Here is a 26,332-nt window from a genome sequence, read left to right as displayed (position 1 = left end):
ACACACCCATGTATCGTGAGCGCCTAGTCGCTACCCCAACCCATTCCGACAGCGCCCGCCGGTTGCAGCTACTGCTACTGGACTACCACGACTTCCGCCAGTACAAAGCCACCCACTCCCTGCTGGAACACACCTTCCGGATAGCGGACTGGCAGGCGGAGCGCCTGAAGGCCACCCACGCGGACCTCTACCAACACCCCGGCTACCACACCGGCCTGGAATTCCTGCTGACGGACCTCTACGCCCCCGCCGGCATGACCCAACGCGACGACAACATCGACCGCGTATTCCCGAAGATGGTGAAGTGGCTCCCGGACAACCTGCTGGACACCTTCGCCGGGCTGGTGGAGCTGAACCTGATTACCCAACGGCTGGACCTGGAGCTGGCCGAACTCTGCCATTCAAGCGGCCTTTCTCCCAGCGAACTTTCCAGCGACGCCTACTGCCAGATCTTTCGCAGCAGCCAGCAACTGGAACAACGGGAACGGCAGATTACCCTGGTGGCTGAGGTGGGGCACCAGCTCGACCGCTATGTCCGCAACCGCACCCTTGGCTGGCTGCTTTCAATGAGCCGGGCACCGGCCGAGATGGCGGGCCTCAGCGATCTGCACAGTTTCCTGCACCGGGGCTATTCCGCGTTCCGTAAAATGGACAATGTAGAACTACTGATTGACCGGCTGGTCACGCGAGAGAAGCGGGTCATGAAGAACATCCTGGACGGCCACCCGAAACCATTTGAGCTACCGAGTGACCTTTAACGAAATAGGGGGAACTCAGGCCTTCAGAATCTGATCAAGCTGGGAGTGGATTTCCTGCTCAATACGCGATTTGAACGGCCGCAGCATCATGCCCAGTTCCAGGTGAACATGGAAATTGCTATCGGTGATTTCCAACTGGCCTTTCACGCCGCTGCGTTTGAACTTGAGATGATCCCCTTCCCACTGATAGTTCACATCAAACTGCTTTGACAGATCCTCAGCCAGGGTTTCCGCCGCCTGGCGGGCGTGCTCTTTGTCGAGGGAATGAGTGCGGCGTACATCAATTGTTGACATGAAACGGATATCTCCAGGATTTCGGGCGCTATTTATAGTGTAAGGCGGCATTAAACTTGTAGCCACCCCCGCAAGCGTTAGAATACGGGGTTCAGATTCTGACAGGACATGCCCATGAGCGAGCAACAACCGTCTACCGACCAGCCGCAGGCGGAAACACCGAAAGACGACGTTACCCATTTTGGCTTTCGCAACGTGCCGAAAAGCCAGAAAGCGGGTCAGGTCGCTGACGTGTTCCATTCCGTGGCCGGCAAGTACGACCTGATGAACGACCTCATGTCCATGGGAATCCACCGCCTCTGGAAGCGTTTTACCATTGAGCTTTCCGGCGTCCGCAAGGGGCACCAGGTGTTGGATATTGCCGGGGGTACCGGCGACCTGACCATGAAGTTCTCGGACCTGGTCGGCCCAACCGGCAAGGTTGTGCTGGCCGACATCAATGCGTCCATGCTTCAGGTTGGCCGGGGCCGGCTGATGGACCGAGGCTACGCCGGCAACATCGAATACGTGCAGGCGGATGCCGAACACCTCCCCTTCCCGGACAACAGCTTCAACGCTGTGAGCATTGCCTTTGGCCTGCGCAACGTTACCGACAAGGACCAGGCCCTGCGGGACATGACCCGGGTGCTGAAACCTGGTGGCAAGGTAATGGTACTGGAGTTTTCCAAACCCAAGAATCCGCTGCTCAGCAAAGCCTATGACGTGTATTCATTCAACGCGCTGCCGCTGATGGGCCAGTTGATTGCCGGCGATTCCAACAGCTATCAATACCTGGCCGAGTCCATCCGCATGCATCCGGACCAGGATACGCTCAAGGCGATGATGGAAGAGGCCGGCCTGGTGAATTGCAAGTACTACAACATGACCGGTGGCGTGGTCGCCCTGCATGTGGGAATCAAGCCCTGATGTTTCCCGGCCCAACCCTGCTGTCTGCCGCCACCTCTATCATTGAGAGCGCGCTCAACCGAGCGCTGGCGCTGGACCCCGCTGGCAAGCAGGCGCTGATGTCAGCGCTCACGGGGCCGGTACAGTTTTCGCTGGATGGGCTCGGCCTCACGCTGACGCTGCAACAGGCGGGAGATCGCATTCAGGTTGCCAGCCAGCCCTCGGAAGCTCCCGCTTTGATCCTGTCCGGCCGCCCCATGGCGTTCGCCGCCCTGGCCACCGGCGATGACGGAGTTTTCAGCGAAGGCCGCATTCACGTGACTGGCGATACCGCCCTGGCGCATCAGTTCCAGCGCGCCATCGACCAACTCGACCCCGACTGGGAAGCTGCCATGGCCGGGTATATTGGTGATGTGCCGGCGCATTTTATCGGCCAGCGCGTTCGCGGGGCTGTTCGCTGGAGCCGACAGGCGTTTGCGTCCCTGAACGCCAATGTTGAAGAATATATTCATGAAGAAAGCCGAAGCCTGCCCGGGCGCCGGGAGCTGGAAGCCACGTTTACCGATATCGACCGGCTGAACCTGCAGACCGAACGCCTGGAAGCCAGGGTCACGCGGCTGGAGCATCCCAGACAACAAGACCAAACGGAGACGCCGTGACGCGCCTGCAACGCCTGTTCCGCATTGCCTGGGTCTTCTGCCGCTACCGGCTGGACACCTTTCTACCGCTGGCGGAACTGCCTGTCCCCCTGAAAGTGTTCTTCCTGCTGGCCCCCTGGCACCTGTTTCCGAAACCCAAGCTGGACCGGGGGGACCGCCTACGCCTCGCGTTTGAAGAGCTGGGGCCGGTATTCGTCAAATTCGGCCAGATCCTGTCGACGCGACGGGACTTGCTACCCGACGACATGGCGCTTTCCCTCAAAAACCTGCAGGACCGGGTACCGCCTTTTCCCGGCGACGTCGCCCAGGGCATTATCGAAAAATCCCTCGGTGCGCCGGTGTCGGAACTGTTTGCGGAGTTTTCCCGCGAGCCCATGGCCTCTGCCTCCGTCGCCCAGGTGCATGCCGCCAGGCTTCTCGACGGCCGGGAAGTCGTGGTCAAGGTCATCCGCCCCGACATTGAACGGGTCATCCGCCAGGATCTGGCTCTGATGTACATGATGGCCGGTCTGCTGGAACGCTACTGGTCCGAAGGCCGTCGGCTGCACCCGGTGGAAGTGGTGGCGGACTACGATTCCACCATCCATGACGAACTCGACCAGCAACGCGAAGCCGCCAACGCCAGTCAGCTGCGCCGTAATTTCGAGAACTCATCGCTGATTTATATCCCCTCCATCGACTGGGACTACACACGCAAGTCCGTTCTGGTCATGGAGCGCATCCACGGCATCCCCATTGCCGACGTTCCGGCGCTTCGTGAAGCCGGTGTCAATCTGAAAGTACTGGCAGAGAAAGGGGTGGAGATCTTCTTCACCCAGGTCTTCCGGGACAGCTTCTTTCACGCCGACATGCACCCCGGCAATATTTTCGTGGATGTCAGCAACCCGGCCGACCCCAAGTACATTGCCATCGATTTCGGCATCGTTGGCACTCTTGCACCGGATGACCAAAGCTATCTTGCCCGCAATTTGCTGGCGTTTTTTCGCCGCGATTACCGCCAGGTCGCCGAGTTGCATATCCAGTCCGGCTGGGTGCCACCGGACACCCGGGTCAACGAATTCGAGGCCGCTATCCGCACCGTTTGCGAGCCGATTTTCGAGAAGCCACTGAAAGACATCTCCTTTGGCCACTTCCTGCTACGGCTGTTCCAGACGGCGCGGCGCTTCAACATGGAAGTGCAACCGCAACTGGTACTGCTGCAGAAAACCCTGCTGAATGTGGAAGGTCTGGGGCGCCAGCTTTACCCGGATCTGGACCTGTGGAGCACCGCCCAACCCTTCCTGGAAGCCTGGATGCGCAAACGCATCGGCCCGTCCGGCCTGATCAAATCCCTGCAGTCCCATTTGCCCGCCTGGCTGGAGCAGTCGCCGGAAATGCCACAGCTGGTACACGACGCGCTGGTGCAGTTACGCAACACGGGCTCCAACGACCACCCCAGTCGCGCTACACTGGAACTTATTCGTGAAAACCGGGCCCGGGCCGACCGGCGCTGGCGACGGGGGCTGGCCGCTGCAGCCCTGGCGGGGGTGGCCTGGCTGAGCCTCGACCACGACCTTGCCACCCTCGCACAGACCATGCCCGTTCATGGTTGGGCTTTACTGGCCGTGGCGGCCTGGCTGGTTGTAGGCCATGAACGGAAAAACTGACGGAAGTCATCTAAATGCAAGATTCAAACGCTAGAGTCGGGACGCCTGACTGGTTAGAGGAAATCCGCTGGAATGCGGATGGGCTGGTACCTGCCATTGCCCAGGACGCCGCTACCGGCGACATCCTGATGATGGCCTGGATGAACGCAGAGTCGCTCCGGCTGACCGCTGAAGAAGGCCAGGCCGTATATTGGTCCCGTTCCCGCGGCAAATTGTGGCGCAAAGGGGAAACCTCCGGGCACCAACAGGTGATCTCGGAAATCCGGCTGGACTGCGATGAAGACGTGATTCTTCTGAAGGTTGAACAGAAAGGCGGAATCGCCTGCCACACCGGGCGACGAAGCTGCTTCTATCGCAAACTGGAAGGCGGGCAATGGACGAGCGTGGATCCGGTTCTGCGGGATCCCGGCGCTATTTACGGTGACAAACAGGGAGGTAGCAACCATGAGTGACATTCTTGAGCAATTGGCCCAGGTGCTGGAAGCCCGCAAGGAGGCCGATCCGGAAACCTCCTATGTCGCCAGTCTGCACCAGAAGGGGCTCAACAAGATCCTGGAAAAGGTAGGGGAAGAGTGCACCGAGACGTTGTTGGCCGCCAAGGACGCGGAGCACTCCGGTGAAACCCGGGACGTGGTTTATGAAACCGCCGACCTCTGGTTTCACAGCATGGTGATGCTGTCCCGGCTTGGCCTTGGCCCCAAGGACGTCATCGACGAGCTCGCCAGCCGATTTGACCTGTCTGGCCTTGAAGAAAAAGCCTCCCGGGATCAGTGATCCGGGCAACCCTGAAGAGGGTTTCCGGAAGCCCCCCGAAGTGGCGTACAATCAACCGTAACAGAAACCTTAAGACGAGGGTCCCGGCATGGGCATCAGTATCTGGCAACTCCTAATCGTACTTGGCATTGTTATCCTGTTGTTCGGAACCAAAAAGCTCCGCAACATCGGCGGGGATCTCGGCGGTGCCATTCGTGGGTTCAAAAAATCCATGAACGAAGACGACAAGAAGGACGATGACCCGGACGCCATTGCAGACGATGCCGACGCGAAAGCTCATGAAGCCCGCGCCGAAGAAAAGCCACGGGACAAGTCCCACAGCTGAGACGGGCTGAATGTTTGATATCGGCTTTGTCGAGCTGCTGATCTGCGGCGTCATTGCGTTACTGGTTCTCGGCCCCGAACGGCTGCCTACAGCGGCCCGGGCAGCCGGGCGCTGGATTGGTGGTGCCCGCCGCATGGTGAGCCAGTTCTCCTCGGAACTCGACCGTCAGCTCAAGGCGGAAGAGCTTCGCGAAGAACTGCGCAAAGCCGGCGACGTCGGCCTGGAAGATGTCCAGAAGTCGGTGCGCGGCGCCCTGGACGAGGCCAAGAAATACGAACACATGGTTCTGTCCGACGACGATAAGCCCAAACACCGGCCCGCACCTGCGACCCGTCGGATTGCCGAACCCGAAGAGCCCGTAATGGACCCTGAGGAAGACCCTACCTCAGCCAACGGTTCCGGACATGCCTCTCTGGCCCCTGATGATCCGCCACGAGAGGATGACAGCACGCACGACCATTCGGCCGATGGCACCCCGAAACAACAGGAAAGCACGCCGGATAACCGTTCATGACCACCCAGCCCGACGGCAAAAACGCCCAACGTCCCGAAGATGCACAGCCGGAAATGCCACTGATCGAGCATTTGCTGGAGCTGCGCAACCGCCTGCTGAAAATGGTGTTGGCGGTGATCATCTGTTTTGCCGCCATCTACCCGTTTGCCAATGAACTCTACCTGCTGATATCGCAACCCTTGCGGGACCTGCTGCCAGTCGGCCAGACCATGATCGCAACGGACATCACCTCGCCGTTCTTCGCGCCATTGAAACTGGCCCTGGTGCTAGCCGTGTTCGTGGCCATTCCGGTGATCCTCTACCAGCTCTGGAGTTTTATTGCGCCGGGCCTGTATGCCCATGAGAAGAAACTGGCGTTCCCCTTACTGTTTACGTCGGTCGTCCTGTTTTATCTGGGGGCGGCCTTTGCCTATTACGTGGTGTTCCCGCTGGTGTTCGGATTCTTCACCGCCATCGGCCCGGAAGGCATTGTTGAGTTGCCGGATATCAGCAGCTACCTCAATTTCGTACTGAAGATGTTCTTCGCTTTCGGGGTTGCCTTCGAAATTCCCATCGCCACCATACTGCTGATTCTCACTGGCGCCACCACGCCCGAAGACCTCGCTGCGAAGCGCCCGTACATCGTGGTGGGCTGCTTCGTAATCGGCATGTTGCTGACCCCACCGGACATCATCTCCCAGACCCTGCTGGCGGTGCCCATGTGGCTGTTGTTTGAACTCGGCATTCTGTTTGGTCGGCTCGCCAGGCGCGAGGTGGAAGCCCCTGATGCAACGGACGCCTCCAACGAATGAACCTGGCGCTACTGTTTCAGGATGATTTCGTGGCAACGGACACAGCCGTGCTCACGGGCCGCCGGCTGGCACACCTGCATTCAGTGCTGAAGGTTGCGGAAGGCGACCTGGTACCTGTGGGTCTGGTGGACGGCGATATTGGCACGGGTCGCGTGGTCAGGCTTAACGATACCGAGGCCGTACTCCAGGTGGAATTAACCACACCACCGCCAGCCCCACTGCCCTTGACGCTGATCCTGGCCATGCCACGGCCAAAGATGTTCCGCCGTGTACTGCAGACCTGCGCAACCCTTGGCGTCAAGGATATCTGGCTGATCAATGCCTACAAGGTGGAGAAAAGCTTCTGGCAAACGCCGTGGCTGTCGGACGACAATCTGCGGGAAAACATGGTACTCGGCCTGGAGCAGGCGCGGGACACCCACCTGCCCCGGCTGCACGTCCGCAAGCTGTTCAAGCCGTTCGTGGAAGATGAATTGCCGGCCCTGCTGAGAAATACCCGTGCTCTGGTGGCCCACCCCGGCACCAGCACGCCCTGCCCGGCACACATCAACGAACCCGCCACCCTGTGCGTTGGCCCGGAAGGCGGGTTCATACCGTATGAAGTCGACAAGCTGACCGAGGCGGGCTGCGAAGCGGTACACCTTGGCAACCGTATCCTCCGGGTGGAGACCGCCGTACCTGTGCTGGTCAGCCGCCTGTTCGACGCCTGCGTTTAGCTCAGGCCGAACGCGCCTTCCAGAGTTTTGTCAGTGGTGTGATCACCGCTACCAGCAAAGCCCCCGCTACAACGCCGAAAAGGCCGTCCGCAAGCACCGGAATAACGGCCTGGGCGACACCACCAAAACCTTCGACAAAGTGATGAATGGCCTCATACACCGGTGGCAGCCCATGGGTGAGAATGCCGCCACCCACCAGGAACATGGCAATGGTGCCCAGCACTGACAAGGCTTTCATCATCCAGGGAGCAAACCAGAGGATGCCTTCCCCAACCCGCTTGGCGAATGGGCTTTCTTTCTGGCTGAGGTACAAACCGCCATCGTCCAGTTTCACAATGCCGGCCACCAGGCCATAGACACCGATAGTGATCATTATGGCGACGACCGTCAGCACCATGAACTGCATTCCAATGCCCTGACTACTGACCGTTCCCAGGGTGATCGCTATGATTTCAGCCGACAGGATAAAGTCCGTGCGGATCGCCCCTTTGATCTTGTCTTGCTCAACCGCTTTCAGATCGGCGTCGGGATTTTTCAGGGCGTTGCGGAGTTCTTCCTTGTGCTGTTCATCTTCCTGCTTGTGAAGGAACCGGTGAGCGATTTTTTCAAACCCCTCAAAGCAGAGAAAGGCGCCACCCAGCATCAGCAGGGGAATCACCAACCAGGGCACGAAGAAGCTGATGGCGAGAGCGCCCGGAACCAGGATGGCCTTGTTGAGCATCGAGCCCTTCGCCACCGCCCAGACCACCGGCAGTTCCCGCGCAGGTTTCACACCGGTCACCTGTTGGGCATTAAGCGCAAGGTCATCCCCCAGCACGCCGGCGGTTTTCTTGGTGGCCGCCTTGGTCATCAACGCCACATCGTCCAGAACCGTGGCGATGTCATCAATCAATACGAGGAGACTGCTGGCAGCCATAACGAATTCCTTTTGGTTCAACGATGTTTATAGTGCGCCCTGCAAACCATACTCAGGCATCCAGCCCCATAGCCTCGGCGGCAATACGATTCTTGATCGGCCCAAGCTGGTTCAGCCAGCGCATGCCGGTGTTGCGCAGCCAACGCAGGGTCAACTCATCTCGGCCAAACAGTTGCTTGAAACCTTCCATGGCCGCCATCATCGCGAGGTTCTCACCCTTGCGACGGCGCTGGTAGCGAGCCAGAACAAGCTCGTTGTCTGGATCAATGCCTTTGCTCCGGGCACTGGCAAGTTCATCCAGCAACGCACGAACATCCCCATAACCCAGATTCGCCCCCTGGCCGGCCAGGGGATGAATGGTATGGGCAGCATCTCCCACCAGCGCAAAGCCAGGGGCGATGTATTCCTTGGCATGGCGTTGACGCAAAGGAAACGCGTAGCGACGCGAGACCAGATCCACTGCGCCCAGTTCACGCTCTATCGCCCGTTCCAGTTCCGCTTTGAAGGCGTGGTCATCCAGCCCCATCAGACGCCGTGCCTCTTCAGTATCCTGTGACCATACAATAGAACAAAAATGCTCATCGCCGGACTCTGACAACAATGGCAGGAACGCCAGAGGTCCTGTGGGCGAGAACCGTTGCCAGGCGGTATAGCGGTGGCTCTGGGCCGTTCGAACGGTGCATACGATGGCCTGCTGGCCGTAATCCCACTCGCGGGTCGGTAGCCCCACCCACTGGCGCAATCGGGAGTGGGCACCGTCCGCCGCCACTACAAGCCTGGCGCCGAAGGTCTGGCCGTCTTCCAGGCGGATGCCTCGCGTGTGCCCGTCCTGCCACCAGCCACTCACCCTGACCCCGTCAATCAGGGTCACAGCGCTGTCAGCCAGGGCATCAAACAGTGCCTGCACAATTCGACGGTTCTCAATGATCGTACCCAGCGCCGGGGCGCGGAGCTCTGCCGCCTCGAACTGGATGCGGCCGGTGCCATCGCCGTCCCACACCGTCATTGTCTGGTAGGAACAGTGGCGACCAGCGGTTATGTCCGGCCATACCCCCAACTGTTCCAGCAGCCGCTGGCTGGCGACCGAAATGGCGCTCACGCGGGGGTCGAAATCTTCCACAGATAGCGCTTCTTCGAGGCCCTGCATCAAGGCCTTTCGGTCGGCACCTTCCACCAGCCCGACATTCCAGCCCTGCCGAGACAAACCCAGCGCCAGGGCCGAGCCCACCATGCCGCCGCCAACCACCAGGATATCGAATTGCGGTTGCTCACTCATGGTCATTGCGTTCCGAGAAAACGTTGTCAGGAGTACGAAGCTCGGCCCGGCGCCCACCCAGGCCCATAGCCTGGCGGGCAAACCAGCGCTTGGCGCCGGGTAGCAGATCCAGCCCCATCAGGCCGGCGTCGCGGGCGGTGGCCACCAGGGGTAGATGATTACCGAAAAGCTGGATCAGTGAGTCGGAAAACCGTACGGTTTGTTGCCAGTCCCGGCGATGACGAGCCTGATAAGCGTTAAGCACGCCCAGGCTGCCCAGGGGTTGCTGCTGCTCGACGGCCACACGGAACTGTTCCACCAGCGCCATCAGGCCTCTCAACGCCAGGTTGAAGCCCTGACCGGCAACCGGATGAAGGGTGTGCGCCGCATTGCCTACCAACACCACACCAGGCCGAACCGCCTCATCCACGGTTTTCAGGGTCAGCGGGTAGTGGCTGCATTCACCGATGCGGGTAAAACGCCCCAGGCGCCAGCCAAAACGATGCTGCAGTCGCTGGCACTTATCGTCATCGCCCAATGACAGCAGTTCATCAAGAGCCTTACTACTCAACGTCCATACCAGGGCGGCGTTTGTGCCGGCGCGCGCTGGCGAGCCGTGAGGCAACAACGCCATGGGGCCAGCATCGGTGAAACGTTCAAACGCGGTAAACTCATGACTATGGGAGGTGGAGACATTGGCGATCAGGGCATGCTGATCATACGCCTGTTCATTGACCCGGAAGCCCAGTGTTTCACGCAGGCCGGAACGGCCGCCGTCAGCCACCAACAGACACTGCGCGGTCAGTTCCCGATTTCCCGTGTCGGCGCCCAGGGTAACGCGAACACCCTCCGATAGCGGCTGCATGGCTGTCACTTCCGCCGGTGCTTCCCAGACCACATGCGTCTGCAGCAGTTCCCGCATCAGGCACAGCCCCATCCAGCGGTTGTCCGCGACATAGCCCAGAGCCTCCTGTTGGTGCTCGGCGGCGTTCAGGCGCGTGGCCCCGAAATGCCCACGATCCGATACATGAATATGGCGAATGGGCGTGGCATGCTCGGAAAGCTGTTGCCACAGGCCCAGTTCTTCAAAGATCAATCTTGAGCCCCAGGCCAGCGCTGTGGAGCGGGCATCGTAGCTGGGCTGGTAACTGTCAGGCAGGGCCTCCGGAGACAACGGAAACGCCTCTACCACGGTCACCCGCAATTGCGGCAAGGTTCTCGCCAGCGCCAATGCCAGGGTGGCTCCTGCCAGCCCACCACCGGCGATGATGATATCGGTATCGTGCTGGTTCACGGTCAGTCGGCCATCAGCGCTTCAATCTCGGGAATGGTCTTGGGGACCGCCTCGGTGAGTACCCGACAGCCCTCTTTCGTCACCACCACGTCATCCTCGATGCGAATGCCGATACCACGCCATTTCGCATCCACGCTGGTGTTGTCCGGCGCCACATATAGCCCGGGCTCCACGGTCAGTGCCATGCCCGGCTCCAGTTCGCGCCACGCATCGCCCACCTTGTAGTCCCCGACATCATGCACATCCAGGCCAAGCCAATGGCCGGTACGGTGCATGAAGAACGGCTTGAACGCCTGTTCCTCGATGGCCTGCTCTACCGTCGTATCCTTGAGCAGGCCAAGATCGATCAAGCCCTGGGTAAGTACTTTCAGTGCGGCCTGGTGGGGATGGTCCCAGTGATTCCCGGGACGAACTTCCTCAATGGCCGCGTACTGGGCCGCCAGCACCACTTCATACAGGGCCCGCTGCTCATCGCTGAACCTTCCGCTGACCGGGAAGGTACGGGTAATATCGGAGGCATAGCATTCCAGTTCACAGCCTGCATCGATAAGCACCAGGTCGCCATCGTTCAACGGGGCGCTGTTTTCAATGTAGTGGAGGATACAGGCGTTCTGGCCGCCCCCCACAATCGACGGATAGGCCGTGGAGCGGGCACCGTTTTCCATAAACGTGTGGATCAGTTCGGCTTCCAGGGCATATTCAAAGACCCCTTTGCCGGCCCTCTTCATCGCCCGCTTGTGGGCCTCACAACTGATCTCGCCGGCCCTTGCCATCACCTTGATTTCCGCCGCGCTCTTGTACAGGCGCAGGTCGTGGAGCAAGTGTTCCAAGGCTACGAACTCGCCGGGCGGATGGGCCCCCGAACGCACCTTGCTGCGGATCAGTTTGACCCAGTCCATCACCTTGGCATCAAAATTATGATCTTTGCCCAGTGGGTAATACACCCGGCTGCGACCTTCGATCATGCCGGGCAGGATGTCGTCAATATCGGCAATGGGAAAGGCATCGTCCAGGCCGAAGGTCTCGATGGCACCCTCGGGGCCTGCCAGGAAGCCATCCCAAAGCTCCTTTTCCGGGTTTCGTTCCTTACAGAAAAGTACGGACTCTCCATGCTCCCGGCCGGGAATCAGAACCAGGACCGCTTCCGGCTCACCAAACCCCGTCAGGTAATGGAAGTCACTGTCCTGGCGAAACGGATGCAGGACATCCCGGTTGCGCACCCGTTCAGGGGCGGCTGGCAGTATGGCAATGCTATCCGGCGCCATTCTTTCCATCAGCCGGTGCCGGCGATCGTTGAATTCCTTGACGGGTATCAGTGAAGCCATGAAGTCTCCCAAGGGTATCAGCGTTGTTCAGTGCAAAGTCGGGGTATTGGGTGACGGCTTTTCCGGCGGATTGAACTCAGTAAACACCGCTAGCGCCCCCAGCCGTACATATTCGACGATTTCCATCAATTGTTGTTCGCTTTCATCGTCCGGCTCGTCATCATCGGCCACCTGACTGATCGCCACCAGATCTTCAATGAGTTCGCGAATCTCATCCGGCGCCTCACCCAGTGCCTGACCAGCGGACAGCGCCATGCCCTCCAGGAAACCACGCACCCAGGAGGTGAGCGCTTCCAGTCGCTGTTCGATGGCGTAATCATCGTCCGGCAGCAAGGGCTGAAAACTCATATCGGTAGCCTTCAACAGCTCAAGCGTCTGGCTATAGGCCGAGGCCATAAATTCCCGCAGTTCGTCCGATTCGTCGGTCGCAGCCTGGGGCAGGCCCATGTGCTCACACACCATGGCCAGCCATTCTTCTTCATTGATACGAGCGCCGGCAGCGAGCCGGCCACAAAGCACGCCATGGAGCTCTGATGGATGACTGAAAGCCTTGTGAGCGGTGAACATATTCGCCCAGCGCTCAAAGGCGACGGCGCGGGCGTTGGAGGTGTCGGTTTCGGACATGAAACGGGACGGTCCTGTATGAATGAGTGAAGGCCCTATCCTAGCATTCAGGCGCATTTAAGACACTTGCCCTCTTGATTCCGGACCGGGAAAGAGTAAATTATGTTATAACATATCAATTTCAAGGAGAGCCGCCTGCCATGTCCGCTAAACGCTTACCCCCCAACCGTCCACGCTCGCTGCATACACTTGGATGTATGGTCGCCGCCTGCAGCCTGGCACCGATGGCGCTGGCCGCCGACAATCCCGGCGCCCACGAGCACGGCCATGCCCGATTGCAGATGGCGGTGGAAGAAAACCGTATTGACCTGATGCTCAATTCCCCGGCCTACAACCTCGCCGGGTTCGAGCATGGCGCCCGCACAGAGGCGGAAAAAAGCCGGTTGGCGGACATTACCCGCTGGCTGGAAACCACGCCGCTGGTCAACACCGCAGCGGCCGACTGCCGCGTGACGGCCGCAGCCGTGGAACTCGGCGGGGAAGACGAAAACCATGGTGGGGAGACTCATCACGGCCACGACGAGCACGATCATCACGAGGCCGAACATCACGACGAAGGACATCATGACGAAGAACATCATGGGGAAGCCACTCATCGGGAATACGACGTATCCCAGCAACTGGAATGCAACCGCATCGACGCCGATCAGGAATTTACATCGGCACTGATGGAGAGGTTCGAGGGCATGGAGGAGCTCACCGTCGAATGGGTCAGCCCCTCTGGCCAGGGTAGTGCCCGGCTGACACCCTCAAACCGGGCATTTACTGCCAACAACTGACCTATGAACGCCCTGCAGAGACATTACTCCTCGTAGGGTGAGACGTTCTCCGCCACGATGGAGTAGGAGGACGAAGCAATGTCGTTCTCGGTCTTCTCGATCTTCAGGGTGCCCTCAATCCACACCGGATCGTAGAGTGCTTCCAGCTTGAAGCCCTTCTTGTACTTCACATGGATGATCTGGTTTGGAGGAGGTGGCGGCACGTGTATGCAGGCGCCATAGTATGGCACCAGGAAAAACTCCAGAATGCGCATATCCTGTGTGGTTTTCAGCGGCACGACGAAACCCGGAATCCGGCCCGACCGGCCATCCATTTCAGGCACCACGCGGCCTGTCATGATCTCGTCCGGCAATGTGGCAGGGCCGTCACCCTCGTGGGAGACTTCTGGCATATTCTCGAGTAGGTTGAGATCCTCCTCTGGCATCAATTCCAGCCAGTCGATCTCTTGCGAGGCGTCTTTTGCGCTAACGGCGGTTGAAAGACTGAAGGCCGCGACCAGCGCCACCATACACAGGGTGGCGAACAGAGAGCGTTGCCGCGAGCGGGATTCCAGAGGTTCTGACATAAAACTGACGTCTCCTGTAACGATTCAGGGATCATACACCGGATGACCAATGCCTGACATGACCGGCAAGACAGACTTGCACAAAGATAGTTCCGTAACCTCAGAGAGTTCCGTAACCCCACGGCAAACCCTCCGCATCAGCGAACTCACTTTTCGCTGGGACCGGACCCAGCCGGGCATCCGCTATCCTGACGTAACACTGAACAGCGGTGAACACCTTTTCCTGCGAGGCCCCAGCGGTAGCGGTAAGAGCACACTCCTGAGCCTGATGGGAGGCCTGATCGTGCCGGACACCGGTCGCCTGGAATTACTGGGCACAGACCTGGCAGGCCTGACCAGCGGCCAACGCGACCGATTCAGGGCCGACCACATGGGCGTTATCTTCCAGCAGTTCAACCTGGTGCCCTACCTGAGCACGCTGGACAACGTCACACTGCCCTGCAAGCTTTCACGGAAACGCCGAGCGCGGGCCTTGTCTTCGCCGGAGGCAGAAGCGAAATCCCTGCTGACTGCCCTGGGCATCCCCCAGAGCCATTGGCACCGGCGTGTTACCACCCTCAGCGTCGGGCAACAACAGCGAGTAGCCGCCGCCCGGGCACTGACCGGCGCCCCGGAACTGATCCTCGCCGACGAGCCCACCTCGGCCCTGGACAGCGACAACCGGGACCGCTTTATCGAGTTGTTGCTGGGGCTGGCGGCGGAAAAACACTCATCCGTTGTCTTTGTCAGTCACGACAAGAGCCTGGCCCAACGCTTTAACCACCAACTGGCCCTGGAGGTGACCCCATGAACCTGCGGCTGGCACTGTCTCTGGCCATGGCAAGCCTCTGGTATCGGCGCAGGGTACTGGCGCTGGTAACCCTGACCCTGACGCTCAGCATCACCCTGCTTCTGGGCATTCAGTACCTTCGCACCGAAGTGAAGCAGTCCTTTACCAGCACCATCTCCGGCACCGACCTGATCGTGGGCGCTCGCAGCGGTCAGCTGAACCTGCTGCTGTACACGGTCTTTCACATCGGTGACGCCACCAATAACATCCGCTGGAGTACCTACGAGAAACTGCAGGAGGATGAGCGCATCGGCTGGCTGGTGCCCATATCCCTGGGTGACAGTTATCGCGGGCACCGGGTTGTCGGCACCAGCGAGCAGTTCCCGGAACATTTCCGCTACGGTCGGGACCAGAAACCCGCATTGGCCGAGGGAGAATGGTTCGCCGATGTCTTCGACGTGGTGTTGGGGGCCGAAGTAGCCCGCAAGCACGCTCACCAGACTGGCGACAGGGTTGTCCTGTCCCATGGTGGCGGCAAGACCAGCTTCTCCAACCACAAGGACACTCCGTTTACGGTCACTGGCATCCTCGCTCCCACTGGCACACCGGTGGACCAGGCAGTTTACGTCAGCCTGGAGGGCCTCGAAGCCATCCATATTGGCTGGGAATCCGGTGTTGCCATCCCCGGGCGAACCGTCACGCCCGAACAGGCCAGGCAGAGGGACCTCACACCGGACGCGATTACCGCCGCATTCGTGGGCATCGACCGCAAGGTGCTGACTTTTCAGGTTCAGCGCCAGATCAACGAATCGCAGCTCGAACCGTTGTCGGCGATTCTCCCGGGGGTGGCGCTCAGCGAACTCTGGCGAATCATGGGTCAGTTCGAAAAAGCCTTGCTGGGCATCACCGGCTTTGTCGTGGTCACCAGCCTGGTCGGGCTCGTGGCCGTGTTGCTGACTCTGCAAGCGCAGCGGCGGCAGGAAGTGGCGATTCTCAGGGCTACCGGGGCTTCGCCGGCCCTCATCGCGGCATTGCACGTGATCGAATGCATTCTGCTGGCCATCGCGGCCTGCGGGCTCGCGATCCTGGCCGGAGCGGCCGGCATCGCGGCTCTTAGCCCCTGGCTACTGGATACATGGGGCGTTCAGGTAGGCTTGCGGCCGCTGAATGCAACGGAATGGTCGATCATCGCCAGCGTCCCTCTGGCAGCGTTGCTCGTGGGACTGATTCCGGCACTCCAGGCCTGGCGGGGCAGCCGAAAACAGGGGCTGGGACACGTAGCCCCAGAGTGACGGACATCACGCAACGCGGGCCATGACATCCCTGTAAATTGACCAGCTTGCAGTCCACACTTATAGTTAGTTCACTTCTTTGATACAGGCGTTGGACGACTCATGGAACAGTCCGAACTACAGGCATTGGCGGACAAACTCGACAGATTGATCGAACACTGTCGCAAACTGGAACGTGACAACGCGATGCTGCGCGAGCTGCAGGACGACTGGAACCGTGAGCGAGCGCAGCTCATGCACAAGAATGATCTTGCCAAAAACAAGATTGAAGCCATGATAGGCCGCCTCCGGGCCCTGGAGCACCACTGATGCCACAGCAGCCGACAACCGTCGAAGTCAAGATTCTCGACAAGGAATACCTGGTCGCCTGCCCCCAGGAAGAGCAGGAAGCCCTTCTCCGCTCCGCCAGGCACCTGGACACCAAAATGCGGGAAATACGTGCCAGCGGCAAGGTATTCGGTACCGAACGTATCGCCGTGATGGCGGCACTCAACATCACCAATGAGATGCTTGAGCGGGACACCATGTCGGACACCGCCAGTTCAATTCTCAACGCCATGGACGAAAAGCTCGATACCGCACTGGGTGAAGGCACCGGTAACTAGTCCTTACACAGGAATCCGATTCAGGTGTTGCAATCAGCCCCGGCAATGCCCGTATAATGAATTTAACTTCCTGGGCTGTTCGCTGGTCGGATTCGTCCTCGAGCCGATGCGCACTACCCAGGTGGCTACTTCAGGGCATTGTGAGCACGTCCCCATACGGGGAAAGCCTAATATGTCACAGCGGCCACCGACCTTGAACTTTGGGTTCAAGGGCCACATCCGATAACGGCAGCCCGGGAAGCTTTACTTTCAACCAGGATCCTCAGAAACTCGACAATTCATCCTGCAGGTCGCGTTTCAGCTCTTCTGGCTCGGTTATCCACAGGGTTTCATCCAGGCCAGGCAGCACCCCGACGTCCAGACCGTCTTTCGTCAGACCCGGCACCCATTTCCTGAAAAAATCCGGCAACGGAATACGCTTAGGCGTGAGATCGTCGGAACCCTTACCATATTCCACCGCGAATGCCTCACTGGGCCATACCGGCAGGTACTCCACATCGCCATCTTCAGACACGATCTTGAGGAAGCGATTCTCCGCATTCACCAGAATCCAGATTTCACGTTCCTCCCCGACCTGGCTCAGGAAATAGTCGTATCGTTCTTCGCCGTCTGATTCGAGGACACTCATTAATGCATCATGGTTCATGGATTGACCTGCTGTTGAACGAAAAGTTTGAAGGGCCAATGATAGCCTATCGGCTCGCCACACCGACATAACCAGAGACCGGTGACAGGCGACATTTTTCTGTACAACAGGGGCAGCCCGATGGTAGAAAAAGCTCTATGTTGACCAACGTTGTCTCACCCCAGCCCTTTGAAGAACACCCTGACTCGCAATCCCGAAGCAATCTTCGCAAGGCCCTTCGGAAGAAGCGCCGCTCGCTGTCTGTGGAAGAACAACAGATTGCCGCTGACCAGCTTGCGCTGAACCTGTTGAAACATCCTGACCTTTTCAGGGCCCGCCACGTTGCCGTATACCTGCCCAACGACGGTGAAATAGATCCCCAGGTGTACGTTCATGTTGCCCGCAGGCGAGGCATTCACTTCTATTTGCCGGTGCTGCATCCGGTGCACCGTGGCAGGCTGGTTTTCAGCCCTTTTACCGATGGCACCGAGCTGACAGCCAACCGCTTTGGCATTCCGGAACCACCCTTCCACAAGGGGCTGGAGCGGCCACCATGGGCGCTGGATGCCGTACTGTTTCCGCTGGTGGGATTTGATGGTTTCGGTGGCCGGCTGGGCATGGGTGGCGGTTTCTATGATCGCACCTTTGCGTTCACGCGAATCCGGCCACGACTGGCCCCCAAGCTGATCGGGCTGGCCCATGACTGTCAAAAAGTATCGGAGTTACCGCTGGAACCCTGGGATATCCCTCTGCACAGCGTGGTGACTGACAGAGAGCGTTACCGAATGAGATCAAAGAGCTTTCGGTAAGGTTTAGTCTCGAACGGCGGACACTGTAAAGGCTTCGCTATCGGAGGCCGTAGGCTCATCATCAGAGGCCTGAAGTGATGTGAAGCCAGTAATAACAAGGCCAACGGCGAAAATCAGCACGACCGTCCGGATAATGTCAGGCTTGCGGCCCATGAGGGGATTCTCCGGTATTTTGAATAGTAAAATCGATCTAAATCAGTTGACTATTCTTGTTTTCAAGAATTAGACGAAAGACTAACACCTATCCCGTGTTTTACAATTTTTCACAGATTAAAGTTTTGTAAGACTTTCTAGAGCAGGAGTTCACCGTCCGGATTGGGTACGGCTGGCCTTCCAAAACACGCTCAAGCACATCCATGTGGCGCTTGAGCTCCGCCATCCATGGCTCCGCACAGTTTTGGAAGGCCAGCCGTACCCAATCCTAATCCGCGTTACCCAGACTTATTGTTCCCGGCTCCCAAAAACAGCTGATAAGCCTCATTGTCAGTCATGTTTTCGTAGCGGAAGCCAACCTTGTCGAGCATCTTCTCGAAGTCTTTCACTTCGTCGTCTTCCACCTGGGCGCCCAGCAGAACACGGCTGTAGGCCGCACCGTGGTTGCGGTAATGGAACATGGAGATGTTCCAGCGCGTGCCCAAGGACATCAGGAACTTCAGCAAGGCACCCGGGCGCTCCGGGAACTCGAACTGGAAAACCTTCTCGTTGGTGATGGTTGGCGCATGACCACCCACCATATGGCGAATGTGCTGCTTCGCCAGATCGCTCTCGGTCAGGTCAATCACTGAGTACCCGGTTTCCCGCAGGTCCTGGATAAGATCTTCACGGCCATGGCCGCCCGCCGCAATCTGGATGCCCACGAAGATGGTCGCATTGGTGGCATCGGCGTAGCGGTAATTGAACTCGGTGATGCTACGCTTGTGCAGAGCGTTGATGAACGTCTTGAAGGCCCCCGGTTTCTCCGGGATGGTCACCGCCAGGATGGCCTCGCGCTTTTCACCGATTTCCGTGCGCTCCGAGATATAGCGCAGGCGATCGAAGTTCATGTTGGCCCCACTGAGGGTGGCCACCAGGTTTTCATTCTCGATCTGTTCGCGCTCGATGTACTTCTTGATACCAGCCACGCCGAGCGCACCGGCCGGTTCGGCGATGGAGCGGGTGTCTTCAAAGACATCCTTGATGGCGGCGCAGATTTCGTCGGTGGAGACGGTGATCACCTCATCCACATAGTCCTTGCAGATCTCCCAGGGATACTTGCCGATCTGCTTGACGGCCACGCCATCCGCGAAGATGCCCACTTCGTCCAGTACCACCCGCTTGCCAGCCTTCATGGCCGCCTGCAGGCAGTTGGAGTCCTCGGGTTCAACGCCGATCACCTTGATTTCCGGGCGCAGGTATTTGATGTAGGCCGCCATGCCAGCAATCAGTCCGCCGCCGCCAACACAGATAAAGATGGCATGAATGGGTTTGCTGAACTGCCACATGATTTCCATGGCCACAGTGCCCTGCCCGGCGATGACGTCCGGGTCGTCATAGGGCGGGATGTAGGTGTAGCCGTGCTTCGCGATCAGCTCCTGAGCATGAGCTGCGGCCTCGTCAAAAGCGTCGCCCTTGAGAACCACTTTGGCGCCGTGATCACGCACAGATCGCACTTTGATCTCTGGCGTGGTCTGAGGCATGACGATGACCGCCTTGATACCCAGGTTCTTGGAAGCCAGGGCCACGCCCTGGGCATGGTTGCCAGCAGAGGCACAAATCACGCCCTTGGCTTTTTGCTCTTCAGAGAGCTGCGCAATCCGGTTGTAGGCGCCACGAATCTTGAAAGAAAACACCGGCTGAAGGTCTTCGCGCTTGAGCAGAATGTTGTTGCCAAAGCGCTTTGAGAGGCTACGGGCCTCGGTCAGCGGAGTCTCGATGGCCACGTCGTAAACACGAGCATCGAGGATTTTCTTTATGTAGCGTTGCGGCATGGGTCCGTCCGGAGTTGGATTGTCGTTGGGAAAACGGACAGTGTAGAAACTTTGCCGGGGTTCCGTCTATAAGCTCGCCCCACAGAAGAGCTATAATGGCGGCTTTAACCACACTTTCCTGCAAAACCGGAGTCGATCGATGAATCAGGACGAACTGAAGAAAGCCGTCGCCAAGGCCGCACTGGACCATATCAGGCCGCACCTGGATCAGGAGAGCGTTATCGGCGTGGGTACCGGCAGTACGGCCAACTGTTTCATCGATCTGCTGGCGGATATCCGCACCGATTTCGATGGCGCCGTCGCCAGTTCCGACGCCACGGCTGAGCGCCTGAAGAGCCATGGTATTCCGGTTTACGACCTCAACAGTGCCGGCCCCCTGGAGTTCTATATCGATGGTGCCGATGAGACCAATGAACGCCTGGAGTTGATCAAGGGGGGCGGCGGCGCCCTGACCCGAGAGAAGATCGTAGCGGCGGTGGCCAAGACGTTTATCTGCATTGCCGATGGGTCCAAGAAGGTGGATATTCTGGGCGCGTTTCCGCTTCCGGTGGAAGTGGTACCCATGGCTCGCAGCCACGTTGGCCGCGAAATCGTCAAGCTCGGCGGCGACCCGGTTTATCGCGAGGGTTTCACCACCGACAACGGCAATATCATCCTGGACATCCACAATCTGGATATTTCCCGCCCGCTTCAGGTGGAAGAGCAGTTGAACAACATTGTGGGCATTGTGACCAATGGCCTGTTTGCTCGGCGTCCTGCGGACTTGTTGTTGCTGGGTACCGAAGACGGGGTAAAGAGTTTCTCTCGACAGGACGACTGACTACGGAGGAGACCGTGAAGAGACAGGGACATCAGGGGCACGCTGTTAATACGTCCGTGTACGCTCGACAAAAACATCCTTGTTTTTGACGTCCCCTGATGTCCCTGCCTCTCCACGGCCTGGACTCTTTTCGGGCCTTCTGAAAACCAAGCGCTTGCTTGGTTGCTGAAATTGAGTGAGACTGCTTCCATGATTTTTGATCACAGGGAGGCTTTCCGTGTCTGATTATTTCAACGATACCCATGAACAGGTTCGCCAGAGTGCCCGCAAGTTCGTTGCCACTCATGTATTGCCCTATATAGACGACTGGGAGGAAGCTGGCGAGTTCCCCAGGGAGCTCTATAAGACCGCTGGGGAGGCCGGGCTGCTTGGGGTCGGTTTTCCGGAAAGTCTTGGCGGCATTGGTGAAGGCGATATTTTCATGAAAGTCGCCGTCTCCGAAGAGCTGATGCGATCCACCTCCGGCGGCCTGGTGGCTGGGCTGGGGTCGCTGGATATCGGCCTGCCTCCGGTGGCGAAGTGGGCGCAGCAGGACGTAAAAGCAGCGATTGTGCCCCCGGTGCTGCGAGGCGAGAAGATTGCCGCGCTGGCAGTTACCGAGCCCGGCGGCGGGTCCGACGTTGCCAATATCAAAACCCGGGCCGTCAGGGACGGCGATGACTACATCGTCAACGGCAGCAAAACCTTTATCACCAGCGGCATGCGTGCCGATCATTACACCGTTGCGGTACGCACCGGTGGCGAGGGCCATGGTGGCATCAGTCTGTTGTTGATTGACCGCGATATGCCCGGCTTTTCCACCGGCAAGAAGCTCAAGAAAATGGGCTGGTGGGCCAGCGATACGGCGGAGCTGTTTTTCGAGGACTGCCGGGTGCCTGCCAACCGCCTGATCGGTGCCGAGAATGCGGGCTTTATCGCGATCATGAGCAATTTTCTGTTTGAACGCCTCAGCTTATCCATCATGGCCTACATGACAGCCGAAATCGCCCTTGAAGCCTCGATAGCCTGGGCCGGCCAACGGGAGGCTTTTGGCCGGCCGGTGAACAAATTCCAGGTCACCCGTCACAAGCTGGTCGACATGGCCACCCAAGTGGACGTGGCGCGGGAGTATACCTATCGCTGTGCCGCGCTGATGCAGGCGGGCAAGAACCCGATTAAGCAGGTTGCCATGGCGAAGAACTTTGCGGTGGAGGTGTGCGAGAAAGTCACCCGCGAGGCCGTTCAGATTCACGGCGGCATGGGGTACATGCGTGAATCCGTCGTAGAGCGGCTTTACCGGGATGGCAAGATCCTGTCGATTGGCGGCGGTACCGATGAGATCATGAAGGAACTGATCGCCAAGCAGATGCGGTTGTAGCGGTAAGGCGATACCAACGTTTAGTTTCGATCCACACCATTGTCCCGTATAATTGCGCCCACTTTTTAAACGCAGTTAAACGCACTTCAGAAAGGATCGACCATGAACTTCGACCATATCCCTGCTGGCAAGAACCCGCCGGAAGACATCTACGTGGCCATCGAAATCCCGTCCAACAGCTCCCCGGTGAAGTATGAGCTGGATAAGGACATGGGCGCCCTGCTGGTAGACCGCTTCATGGCTACGCCAATGTTCTACCCGGCCAACTACGGCTTCATTCCCCACACCCTGGCTGACGACGGTGACCCGATTGACGTGCTGGTGGTGACCCCGTATCCGGTTCAGGCCGGTTCCGTGATTCGCTGCCGCCCGGTTGGCGTGCTGAACATGGAAGACGAAGCCGGTGGCGACGCCAAACTGGTTGCCGTACCCCACGACAAGCTCACCAAGAGCTACACCGACGTGAAAGATGTGGAAGATCTTCCGCAACTGCTCCGCGACCAGATCCAGCACTTCTTCGAGAACTACAAGACGCTGGAGCCGGGCAAGTGGGTTAAGGTTCAGGGCTGGGCCAACGCCGCCGAAGCCAAGAAGGCCATCGAAGCGTCCGTGAAGGCCTACAAAGGCTGATCGGCGACGCTTTCAGTCGATGACAAAAAAACCGGGCTGCGTGGCCCGGTTTTTTTTATGCGGCGATGCTGTACCGGCATCAGCCTCGGGTCAGCAGGTCACGCATGTCACTGATCGCAGCGCTGGCGCGGGACAGGTACGCCGCCATGGTCAATGAGTGATTGGCCAGCACACCGAAGCCGCTGCCGTTCAGAATCACGGGGCTCCACATTTCACCCTGCGCACCTTCCAGTTCGATAATGATCTGTTTGGCGCTGGCCAGGGCGTTCTTGTCGTTAAGCACCTTGCGGAAGTCCACTTCAATGGCGCGGAAGATATGCAACAGAGCCCAGGCACTGCCGCGCGCCTCATAGAACACGTCGTCTATCTTCGTCCAGGAGGTCTTGACCTCCTCGCCCATGACATCTTCCGACAGCGGGTCGCCGGGATTGACGTTGGACACGGCGTCGGACACCGACGCTTTGCCAACACTCTCACCAAGCGTTCGGGATAGACTGCCCAGGCGGGTTTCCAGGTCCGCCAGCCAGTTGGCCAGGTTGTCAGCCCTGGCGAAAAACTGGGCGTTGGGTTGATCGGGGCGTGATAAGCGGTCCAGGTAGCTATACAGGGCCTGGATGCCACGACGATACTCCGCCTCGGTGGAGGGAATGGCCCAGCTACCGCTGTCGAAGTGGAACTGAGGCTCAGCAATTGTCAGGTCAGGGTCCTCAGCGGACTGACTCTGGGAACGACTGATGTCCTTGCGCATGGCACGGGACAGGTCGCGAAGCTGAACGAGCACCCCGTATTCCCAGTTAGGCATGTTGTCGAGCCAAAGCCCCGGGGGGAATATGTCGTTCGAAACGTAACCGCCAGGCTTATCGAGAAGAGTCTCCGCCACCCGGATCATGGTTGCCGTTGTTGCGAAACCGGCCACCGGTTCACGCTGCATCTCATTGGCCACGGCGCGTGTGTGTTCGCGTACCGAGAAAACGTCTGGCTCGCTGCTCCAGATCATGCCTAGCACCAGGGCAACAAGCAGGTACACAACCACAACGGCCAGTATAAATTTGCCGACAACCCCTCCGCCGGTGTAGTCCTGAACGTCGTCTTTGCGATCACTGAAATACTGTCTGATTTTTCCTGGCATCGGTTTTCAGTTCCCCTGTTTGTCGTTTTATCCCGGACGCTATCCGTTCGCGCACTGCGAATACCATGAAGCAACGGCAACGTTTATGCAATTTGCGGCGTTTTTCGGCACTGTAACCGCGATCACACACTAATGTCCCACCTCAAATGGCCGGCCCAAATGGTACCCCATTGCGCCATCGATACCGACACCCTGCAGTGCCGCATATTCACCGGCTGTTTCAACACCTGTGACGTAGACCCGCACGCCGCGGCTGTGGGCGATGGTCGTCACGGATTCGAGGTAGAAGCGGTTGTCGTCGTGGCTGTCGATATCATGAACGAAGCTGTTATCAATACGCAGTGCCTGGAACCTCAGATTCCTCAGGTAGCTGAAGGGCACCCCGCCTACACCGAAGCGGTCGACAATCACCGGCACCTTGAGCCGGTTCAGCCCACGCACCAGGAGTCCTACCGCCGTCCGGTGGTGGTGAACAGCCTGCTCGGAAATACCAATCTGCAATCGCCAGCGCTCCTTGCCGGCAGCGGACAGCTGCTCCAGAAGTTCTTTGCGGAATGCCTCACTGGCCACCGAAACCATGCCCAGGCTTAACGCCAGGCGAGTGTCTGGTTCCGTATGCAGAAGCGCCAGGGAACGCTCAAGGACCCAGCGATCAATGTCGGGGATCATGCCAAAGCGTTCCGCCATGGGCACGAAAATACCAGCCTTGATCCAGCCTTCCTCCGTTCTCATCCGGGAAAAGACCTGATGGAACAGCACCCCGTTATCGCCATTGCTGATCATGGGCTGCATCCACAGCGACATCTGTCCCTGGGTGATCGCTTCGCCAATCATGATCCGCCACTTTTCACTGTCATGGTGCTCAGGCCGGTCGCGATCAGCGGCATGACAGGCAGATCCCTCCTCCATCTGTGCCTGCCGAAGCGCTTCGTCGGCCGCTGACATAAGCTCGCCCGCTTTGCGGGTTTCAGCAGCCTGGGCAATGCCTGCATGAACAGACACATCCATGGGAGCGGAGAGGTCGGAATAGATGCCATCCAGCTCTTCGACCAGTTGGCGACACCAGATCACCCCATCGGCACGTGAAACACCAGGCAGGAAGACAGCAAACCCGGCACCCGTCATGCGGCCGGCGAACGAATCGCTGTGCGCATGGACAAACGTATTCAGCGCCCCCGCAATGCGAACCAGCAAGCGGTCGGCCTCGTCGCGGCCATAACTCTGGTTATACTGGGCGAACTCTTCCAACTGGATCAGGAACAGCACCCCGGGGGCGGACCGCTCTTCCGATTCCACTTCAACCTTCAAGCGTTGCTCGAACGCCTGCCGGCTCGCAAGCCCGGTCAGGCTGTCTTCGTTGTTCACCTTGCGCAGGTGCTGGATCAGTTTGGCCTGCCCTTCAAAAAGTCGCCCGAGGTCATCCGCCATCTGGTTCATCGCGTGGGTGACCTGGTTCAATTCCCGCGTGGAGGTAATGTCGACCCGACGCCTGAAGTCCCGTTTACCCAAGGCCCTGGCCTGTTTCTCAACAGCCCTGAGCGGACGCATCAGGCGTGTCATCATCCAAAACAGGCCGATCAACCCAAGGCCACCAATCAGGGCAGAGCCGGCCACGATTCTAACCGTCACCACCCACAGGTCTTCGTAGGCCCGGCCAGGGTGGCTTACGACCCGCACCTTACCCAGTCGACTCCAGCCGCGCACCACTTCCGCTTCACCCACCGGCAGTGGCAGATCCGCCAGCGCCACAAACCAGCCCGGCACATCCACCTCACGCAGGGAGGTTTCCCGCCCGGCCACCTCCTCACCCTGATTATTGACGTAGACCACCGAGAGATAACGACCACTGTCGAAAACGGCATCGATCAATGAAGACGAGGCCACTGGATCGCGACCGTCAATGGCATTGGACAGGGACAGGCCAATGGCCGTGGCACCATCCCGGGCATGGCCCTGGAGCTGACCCGACATGTAGTCCCGGAACCGGTCAAAACTGACGCTGGCCGCCGCCACCAGCACAAGCAGCAACATGCCACCGGTAAACAGCAACAGCAGACTGCGCAAGGTAATAACACCTTGCTGGCGAGAGATCTGTCGGTCGTTTTGCGTCCGTGCCATCACTGGCAGCCCCTAGTCTGAAACAACGATTGTCGGCTATCTGGTGTGACCTGCCCCGCAGAGTTGACAAACATTTACACAGCGTCACCT

Annotated in this window: 31 protein-coding genes and 1 other RNA gene; 20 read left to right on the top strand and 12 right to left on the bottom strand. The window is 58.9% G+C overall.

The genetic code is table 11. The annotated features are described in order from the left end of the window. Positions 1-8 precede the first annotated feature (8 nt). Positions 9-758, top strand: coding sequence for an FFLEELY motif protein (locus SIC19_RS13095; protein WP_075194270.1), 750 nt, complete (start codon positions 9-11; stop codon positions 756-758). Positions 759-773: 15 nt separating this feature from the next. Here the strand turns inward: SIC19_RS13095 and SIC19_RS13090 are convergent, their stop codons facing one another. Then, a complete protein-coding gene (locus tag SIC19_RS13090; RefSeq protein ID WP_075194269.1) occupies positions 774-1,052 on the bottom strand; it encodes a polyhydroxyalkanoic acid system family protein in 279 nt (92 codons plus the stop codon). Between the two features lie 114 nt (positions 1,053-1,166). Here SIC19_RS13090 and ubiE point away from each other — a divergent pair, with 114 nt between their 5' ends. The 9 genes from ubiE to SIC19_RS13045 all read left to right on the top strand — a co-directional run bounded on the left by ubiE (position 1,167) and on the right by SIC19_RS13045 (position 7,362). Continuing rightward, positions 1,167-1,958 carry a bifunctional demethylmenaquinone methyltransferase/2-methoxy-6-polyprenyl-1,4-benzoquinol methylase UbiE gene (ubiE, locus tag SIC19_RS13085; protein ID WP_041335196.1) on the top strand — a complete coding sequence of 264 codons (792 nt, stop codon included), beginning with the start codon at positions 1,167-1,169 and terminating at the stop codon, positions 1,956-1,958. Next, positions 1,958-2,596, top strand: a complete 639-nt coding sequence (locus SIC19_RS13080; RefSeq protein WP_041335193.1) for an SCP2 domain-containing protein — start codon at positions 1,958-1,960, stop codon at positions 2,594-2,596. Before ubiE ends, SIC19_RS13080 begins: the two co-directional genes overlap by 1 nt. After that, the gene (gene ubiB, locus SIC19_RS13075; RefSeq protein ID WP_075194268.1) at positions 2,593-4,242 is read left to right on the top strand and encodes a ubiquinone biosynthesis regulatory protein kinase UbiB; all 1,650 of its coding nucleotides are present in this window, start codon (positions 2,593-2,595) and stop codon (positions 4,240-4,242) included. The genes SIC19_RS13080 and ubiB overlap by 4 nt, the downstream gene beginning before the upstream one ends. Positions 4,243-4,256: 14 nt before the next feature. Then, positions 4,257-4,694 (top strand): phosphoribosyl-AMP cyclohydrolase, encoded by a 438-nt coding sequence (hisI, locus tag SIC19_RS13070; protein ID WP_041332559.1) that lies wholly within the window; start codon positions 4,257-4,259, stop codon positions 4,692-4,694. Next, a complete protein-coding gene (locus SIC19_RS13065) occupies positions 4,687-5,016 on the top strand; it encodes a phosphoribosyl-ATP diphosphatase (protein WP_036210485.1) in 330 nt (109 codons plus the stop codon). The genes hisI and SIC19_RS13065 overlap by 8 nt, the downstream gene beginning before the upstream one ends. An 88-nt stretch (positions 5,017-5,104) precedes the next feature. Beyond that, a complete protein-coding gene (gene tatA, locus SIC19_RS13060) occupies positions 5,105-5,341 on the top strand; it encodes a twin-arginine translocase TatA/TatE family subunit (protein WP_007153187.1) in 237 nt (78 codons plus the stop codon). A 10-nt stretch (positions 5,342-5,351) separates the two neighbouring features. Continuing rightward, a complete protein-coding gene (tatB, locus tag SIC19_RS13055; protein ID WP_041332557.1) occupies positions 5,352-5,855 on the top strand; it encodes a Sec-independent protein translocase protein TatB in 504 nt (167 codons plus the stop codon). Further along, positions 5,852-6,646: a twin-arginine translocase subunit TatC gene (gene tatC / locus SIC19_RS13050; RefSeq protein ID WP_036210493.1), complete on the top strand. Its 795-nt coding sequence runs from the start codon at positions 5,852-5,854 to the stop codon at positions 6,644-6,646. Before tatB ends, tatC begins: the two co-directional genes overlap by 4 nt. Then, a complete protein-coding gene (locus SIC19_RS13045) occupies positions 6,643-7,362 on the top strand; it encodes a 16S rRNA (uracil(1498)-N(3))-methyltransferase (RefSeq protein ID WP_036210496.1) in 720 nt (239 codons plus the stop codon). The genes tatC and SIC19_RS13045 overlap by 4 nt, the downstream gene beginning before the upstream one ends. A 1-nt stretch (position 7,363) precedes the next feature. Here the strand turns inward: SIC19_RS13045 and SIC19_RS13040 are convergent, their stop codons facing one another. The 5 genes from SIC19_RS13040 to SIC19_RS13020 are packed head-to-tail and all read right to left on the bottom strand — an operon-like array spanning position 7,364 to position 12,776. Further along, positions 7,364-8,278: a DUF808 domain-containing protein gene (locus SIC19_RS13040; protein WP_036210499.1), complete on the bottom strand. Its 915-nt coding sequence runs from the start codon at positions 8,276-8,278 to the stop codon at positions 7,364-7,366. Between the two features lie 52 nt (positions 8,279-8,330). Further along, positions 8,331-9,554, bottom strand: a complete 1,224-nt coding sequence (locus SIC19_RS13035; RefSeq protein ID WP_075194475.1) for a UbiH/UbiF/VisC/COQ6 family ubiquinone biosynthesis hydroxylase — start codon at positions 9,552-9,554, stop codon at positions 8,331-8,333. Next, positions 9,547-10,827: a 2-octaprenyl-6-methoxyphenyl hydroxylase gene (ubiH, locus tag SIC19_RS13030; protein ID WP_075194266.1), complete on the bottom strand. Its 1,281-nt coding sequence runs from the start codon at positions 10,825-10,827 to the stop codon at positions 9,547-9,549. The genes SIC19_RS13035 and ubiH overlap by 8 nt, the downstream gene beginning before the upstream one ends. Positions 10,828-10,829: 2 nt before the next feature. Continuing rightward, a complete protein-coding gene (gene pepP / locus SIC19_RS13025) occupies positions 10,830-12,152 on the bottom strand; it encodes a Xaa-Pro aminopeptidase (protein ID WP_036210505.1) in 1,323 nt (440 codons plus the stop codon). 27 nt (positions 12,153-12,179) lie between these two features. Continuing rightward, on the bottom strand, positions 12,180-12,776 hold the full coding sequence (locus SIC19_RS13020; RefSeq protein WP_036210508.1) for a UPF0149 family protein: 597 nt from the start codon (positions 12,774-12,776) through the stop codon (positions 12,180-12,182). Positions 12,777-12,916: 140 nt separating this feature from the next. Here SIC19_RS13020 and SIC19_RS13015 point away from each other — a divergent pair, with 140 nt between their 5' ends. Next, positions 12,917-13,555 carry a ZrgA family zinc uptake protein gene (locus SIC19_RS13015; RefSeq protein WP_226909977.1) on the top strand — a complete coding sequence of 213 codons (639 nt, stop codon included), beginning with the start codon at positions 12,917-12,919 and terminating at the stop codon, positions 13,553-13,555. Between the two features lie 23 nt (positions 13,556-13,578). Here SIC19_RS13015 and SIC19_RS13010 read toward each other — a convergent pair whose 3' ends face one another. Beyond that, positions 13,579-14,121 carry a DUF3299 domain-containing protein gene (locus tag SIC19_RS13010; protein ID WP_126811468.1) on the bottom strand — a complete coding sequence of 181 codons (543 nt, stop codon included), beginning with the start codon at positions 14,119-14,121 and terminating at the stop codon, positions 13,579-13,581. A 49-nt stretch (positions 14,122-14,170) separates the two neighbouring features. On the opposite strand from SIC19_RS13010, the gene SIC19_RS13005 reads away from it, so the two are divergent. The 5 genes from SIC19_RS13005 (at position 14,171) to ssrS (ending at position 17,031) form a co-directional block, all read left to right on the top strand. Further along, positions 14,171-14,911: an ABC transporter ATP-binding protein gene (locus SIC19_RS13005; RefSeq protein WP_081899319.1), complete on the top strand. Its 741-nt coding sequence runs from the start codon at positions 14,171-14,173 to the stop codon at positions 14,909-14,911. Beyond that, positions 14,908-16,182 (top strand): ABC transporter permease, encoded by a 1,275-nt coding sequence (locus SIC19_RS13000; RefSeq protein WP_075194264.1) that lies wholly within the window; start codon positions 14,908-14,910, stop codon positions 16,180-16,182. The genes SIC19_RS13005 and SIC19_RS13000 overlap by 4 nt, the downstream gene beginning before the upstream one ends. Before the next feature lie 102 nt (positions 16,183-16,284). Beyond that, the gene (locus SIC19_RS12995; protein WP_007153200.1) at positions 16,285-16,491 is read left to right on the top strand and encodes a TIGR02449 family protein; all 207 of its coding nucleotides are present in this window, start codon (positions 16,285-16,287) and stop codon (positions 16,489-16,491) included. After that, a complete protein-coding gene (locus SIC19_RS12990) occupies positions 16,491-16,787 on the top strand; it encodes a cell division protein ZapA (protein ID WP_007153201.1) in 297 nt (98 codons plus the stop codon). Before SIC19_RS12995 ends, SIC19_RS12990 begins: the two co-directional genes overlap by 1 nt. A 64-nt stretch (positions 16,788-16,851) precedes the next feature. Next, positions 16,852-17,031: non-coding RNA, 6S RNA (gene ssrS, locus SIC19_RS12985), on the top strand. 18 nt (positions 17,032-17,049) lie between these two features. Here ssrS and SIC19_RS12980 read toward each other — a convergent pair. After that, positions 17,050-17,433, bottom strand: coding sequence for a DUF2750 domain-containing protein (locus SIC19_RS12980; protein WP_075194263.1), 384 nt, complete (start codon positions 17,431-17,433; stop codon positions 17,050-17,052). A 137-nt stretch (positions 17,434-17,570) separates the two neighbouring features. On the opposite strand from SIC19_RS12980, the gene SIC19_RS12975 reads away from it, so the two are divergent. Next, complete coding sequence (locus SIC19_RS12975) at positions 17,571-18,221, top strand: 5-formyltetrahydrofolate cyclo-ligase (protein WP_041332551.1); 651 nt, start codon at positions 17,571-17,573, stop codon at positions 18,219-18,221. A gap of 3 nt (positions 18,222-18,224) precedes the next feature. Here SIC19_RS12975 and SIC19_RS12970 read toward each other — a convergent pair whose 3' ends face one another. Both SIC19_RS12970 and ilvA read right to left on the bottom strand, forming a co-directional pair. After that, positions 18,225-18,374 (bottom strand): hypothetical protein, encoded by a 150-nt coding sequence (locus SIC19_RS12970; RefSeq protein WP_164732102.1) that lies wholly within the window; start codon positions 18,372-18,374, stop codon positions 18,225-18,227. Between the two features lie 278 nt (positions 18,375-18,652). Further along, a complete protein-coding gene (ilvA, locus tag SIC19_RS12965; RefSeq protein ID WP_075194262.1) occupies positions 18,653-20,188 on the bottom strand; it encodes a threonine ammonia-lyase, biosynthetic in 1,536 nt (511 codons plus the stop codon). 139 nt (positions 20,189-20,327) lie between these two features. Here ilvA and rpiA point away from each other — a divergent pair, with 139 nt between their 5' ends. The 3 genes from rpiA (at position 20,328) to ppa (ending at position 22,995) form a co-directional block, all read left to right on the top strand. Further along, a complete protein-coding gene (gene rpiA / locus SIC19_RS12960) occupies positions 20,328-21,008 on the top strand; it encodes a ribose-5-phosphate isomerase RpiA (protein ID WP_075194261.1) in 681 nt (226 codons plus the stop codon). 217 nt (positions 21,009-21,225) lie between these two features. After that, on the top strand, positions 21,226-22,365 hold the full coding sequence (locus tag SIC19_RS12955; RefSeq protein ID WP_041332550.1) for an acyl-CoA dehydrogenase family protein: 1,140 nt from the start codon (positions 21,226-21,228) through the stop codon (positions 22,363-22,365). A gap of 102 nt (positions 22,366-22,467) precedes the next feature. Beyond that, positions 22,468-22,995 carry an inorganic diphosphatase gene (gene ppa / locus SIC19_RS12950; protein WP_036210530.1) on the top strand — a complete coding sequence of 176 codons (528 nt, stop codon included), beginning with the start codon at positions 22,468-22,470 and terminating at the stop codon, positions 22,993-22,995. Positions 22,996-23,074: 79 nt separating this feature from the next. Here the strand turns inward: ppa and SIC19_RS12945 are convergent, their stop codons facing one another. Further along, positions 23,075-24,124: a DUF2333 family protein gene (locus SIC19_RS12945; RefSeq protein WP_036210533.1), complete on the bottom strand. Its 1,050-nt coding sequence runs from the start codon at positions 24,122-24,124 to the stop codon at positions 23,075-23,077. A gap of 129 nt (positions 24,125-24,253) precedes the next feature. Next, positions 24,254-26,242: an EAL domain-containing protein gene (locus tag SIC19_RS12940; RefSeq protein ID WP_075194260.1), complete on the bottom strand. Its 1,989-nt coding sequence runs from the start codon at positions 26,240-26,242 to the stop codon at positions 24,254-24,256. Between the last annotated feature and the right edge of the window lie 90 nt (positions 26,243-26,332).

It is taken from the genome of Marinobacter sp. MIT930201 (genome assembly GCF_047122665.1).
Taxonomy (GTDB): Bacteria; Pseudomonadota; Gammaproteobacteria; order Pseudomonadales; family Oleiphilaceae; genus Marinobacter; species Marinobacter salarius.
Note: the sequence above shows the minus strand (reverse complement) of the source record. Positions and strands in the feature narration are given on the sequence as shown.